This is a genomic window from Microbacterium sp. Cr-K20, assembly GCF_000708325.1.
Lineage (GTDB): Bacteria > Actinomycetota > Actinomycetes > Actinomycetales > Microbacteriaceae > Microbacterium.
Window position 1 is genome coordinate 1 of sequence record NZ_JARE01000072.1, and the last position, 3,523, is coordinate 3,523.

A 3,523-nucleotide genomic window follows, 5' to 3' on the forward strand; every position below is an offset into this window, starting at 1 on the left:
CCTTCCGGACGCGCTTCAGCGCAGAGTTGTTCCCCATGTTTGTTCCCCAGTGATTTGATGCCGACCTTCAGGTCGACGTGACATCGCCGTGCGATCCAGACCGGTACGGCTTCCCCACGAGTCCGCACCCGGTCGGTTCGCAACGACGAACCCCATGTCGGAGCGTGATAGCTCACGACATGTAAAATAATAGCATACAGGATGCTCGCCCTGTCCAGTCCGGAGAGAGCCGGCGGCCGGGAGGTCCCTAGTCGAGCGGCGCCACCGCGATGCCACCGCTGGTGGCGGTGTTTCCGTCGCCGTCCTTCGCCACCACTGTGTACTCCACTGAGGTGGCGCTCGTCGCTGCTGACGTGTCGCTCGTCGCTATCGTGTCGACGAGGGTGATCTCCGGTCGGTTCCACCAGGTGGCGTCGGCGGTCGTCGTGGCCACCGGCGTCGTGCTGTCCGAGCGGTGGAGCTCGTACGTCAGCGTCAGGTCGTCCCGATCCCAGTTGGCGGGGAGGGTGATGGTGACGCCTTCGGTGCCCTCGGCATTCGGCGCGACACTTCCCGTCCAGCTGTCGCCGGAGAGACGCGGCCCGTCCTTGGCTCCTCCCGGAGGTGTTGTGGAGAAGCGGACGATGCCCTCGAACTGCCCGTTGTTGACCGAGCGGAACTCACCGCCGATCGAGATCATGTCTCCCGTGCCCGTGATCGACAGGCCCGCCTGACCCAGTCCTGAGGTCACGCCGACGGCCCAGTCCGGAGTCCAGTTGTAGGCCGAGGGGGCGGGTGTGCCCACCCAGTCCTTGTAGTTGGGCGCGGCCGGCTGATGCCCGAGCGTTCCGCGAGCATCCGCTGTGAAGGCCTCGGAGTAGCGATGCACGCGCTCGGTCTGCTCGGGGTGCAGGCCGACGGTGCCGCACGAGTGGGTGTGGCTCGTCGTGTACACGACCTTGCCCGTGGAGTAGACGCCGTAGTGGTCGCCGATGCAGTCCGCGACCCAACGGATCTCCCCCGTCCCGGCCTCGGCTGCGAACGTGCCCTCGAGGTTTCCGACTTCGGCGGCCGCATATACCCAGCCGGTGCCGTACACGCCGGTGTCATCGGCCGTGAGCGCGAAGATTCCGGCCTTGCCTGAGGCGGTGCCGCTGTTCGATCCATTCTTGATCGAGTCGGATGCCAGCCAGGCGGTGTCCACTGCGCCGGTGGTCTTGTCGACCGCGCCGAGGCCGCGCATCGTGGTGTCGCCGCTGACCTGCGAGAAGCGTCCGCCGATGATGGTGTCCGCCCCCGCGGGGTCCATCACCATCGCGTCGACCTGCAGATCGGTCGTCGGCGCCCAGGGCAGCAGAACGCCATCGGATGCATCGAACGCGGTGAGGTTCTTCCTGGCGGTGCCGTTGGCCTGGGTGAACAGGCCGCCGGCATAGACGCTGGTTCCGGAGGTCGTCAGGGCGTAGACGCCCGTTCCGCCGATCGAGGGCACGAAGCCGGGGACCAGTTCGCCGGTCTTCGCGTCGAGGGCGGCGATGTTCCAGCGGTCTTTGCCGTTGACGGAGTTGAAGGATCCGCCGATGTAGATGCGGCTGCCGTCCGGCGACGCAGCGACGGCCTTGATCACCCCGTTGACGTTCGGCGCGAACGGCAGCAGCGCCCCGGTGTCGATGTCGTAGGCGAGCACGTTCGACCGGGAGGTGAGCGCGGTGCCCGGTGCGGCCTTCGGTTCGCGAGCATTGTCGAACTTGCCGACGGCGTAGACCGTCGACCCGATCGTCGTCTGTGCCCACACGTAACCGTTGTCGATCTGGACCGTCGGAATCGGATCCGACGTCACGACGTTCTCGTCGCGCTGCAGTAGCGGAGGCGGCGACGACGAGACTTCCGCCGCCACCGCCGCTCCGCCACCGATCGAGACCAGGCCGCTGACGACCAGGGCCCCGACGACAGCGCCGATGGCCGCCTTCCGGACGCGCTTCAGCGCAGAGTTGTTCCCCATGATGTTGATTCCCCAGTTATCTGATGCCGACCCCAGATCGGCATGACATCGCCGTACGCTCCAGACCGAGACGGCTTCCCCAGAGGCCGTGCCCAGTCGGTTCGCAACGACGAACCCCCAAGTCGAAGCATGATAGCTATCGACATGTAAAATAATAGCATATCGGATGCTGGTTTGCCGATCAGGCCGAGATCAGCCGCGTCGCAGACCTGAAAGCGATGGCTCTGCGCAGCCGGTCGGCCGCTGGGGGACCAGCAGAGCCGACCTCGGGTGCGATCCGAGGTCGGCTCTCGTTCTTTCCACTCGGGCTGCGGAAGCGGGCGGCCCGAGACCCTTCGATCAGTGGGGTGCTATCCAGGTGATGCCGCCGCTGGCGGTGACGTTGCCGTCGGCATCCTTCGCCACCACTGTGTACTCCCGTGGCGTATCGTCCGTGGCGGTCTCGTCCACGAGGATCACGAGTGGTCGGTTCCACCAGGTCGCATCTGCCGTCGTCGTGGCCACCGGCGTCGCGCTGTCCGCGCGGTGGAGCTCGTAGCTGAGGGTCAGGTCATCGCGGTCCCAGTTGGCGGGGAGGGTGACGGTGACGCCCGCGGAACCGTCGGCGTTCCCCTCGGCGCTTCCTGTCCAGTCGTCGCCGGAGAGACGGGGCTTGTCCTTCGCTCCGCCCGGAGGGGTCGTCGAGAAGCGGACGAGTCCTTCGAACTGGCCGTTGTTGACCGAGCGGAACTCGCCGCCGACGGAGATCATGTTCCCGGTGCCCGTGATGGACAGGCCCGCCTGGCCCATGCCCGTGGTCTGACCCACGCCCCAGTCCGGGGTCCAGGCATACGCCGACGGGGCGGGCGTACCCACCCAGTCCCTGTAGTTGACGTCGGGCTGATTCCCCAGTGTGCCCCTGGCATCGGCCGTGAATGCCTCCGAGTATCGGTACGTCGTCTGCCGCTGCTCGGGCTGCAAGCCCACAGTCCGGCATGCGTGGGTGTGGCTCGTCGTGTACACGACCTCGCCGGTGGAGTAGACGCCGTAGTGGTCACCGAGGCAGTCGGCCACCCAGCGGAGCTTGCCGGTCCCGGCTTCGGCAGCGAAAGCCCCTTCCAGGTTGGTCGGCTTTACGGCCCCGTAGGACCAGGCGGTGCCGTAGACGCCCGTCGCGTCGGTGGCGAGACCGAAGATTCCCGTTCGCCCCGTGGAACGGGTGGCCCGGACGTTGTTGATCGCCGACGGTGTCTGCCAGGCGGTGTCCACTGCGCCGGTGGCCTTGTCGACCGCTCCGATGCCGCGCAGGGCGGTGTTGCCGCTGACCTGCGAGAAGCGTCCGCCGATGATGGTGTCCGCCCCCGCGGGGTCCATCACCATCGCGTCGACCTGCTGGTCAGTCGTCGGCGCCCAGGGCAGGAGCGTGCCGTTGGAGGCGTCGAAGGCGGCGAGGTTCTTCCGCGCGGTGCGGTTGCCCTGCGTGAACAGCCCACCGGCGTAGACGCTCGTGCCCGAGGTCGCCAGGGCGTAGACGCCCGATCCGCCGATCGACGGGATGAAGCC

1 protein-coding gene and 1 pseudogene are annotated in these 3,523 nt (G+C 67.3%); both read right to left on the reverse strand.

Annotated elements, in window-relative coordinates:
- Positions 1 to 247: 247 nt before the first annotated feature.
- Positions 248 to 1,981: a hypothetical protein gene (locus GZ67_RS0117595; protein ID WP_197024991.1), complete on the reverse strand. Its 1,734-nt coding sequence runs from the start codon at positions 1,979 to 1,981 to the stop codon at positions 248 to 250.
- Between the two features lie 339 nt (positions 1,982 to 2,320).
- Positions 2,321 to 3,523, reverse strand: a pseudogene (locus tag GZ67_RS20900) (PKD domain-containing protein); the annotation flags it as partial.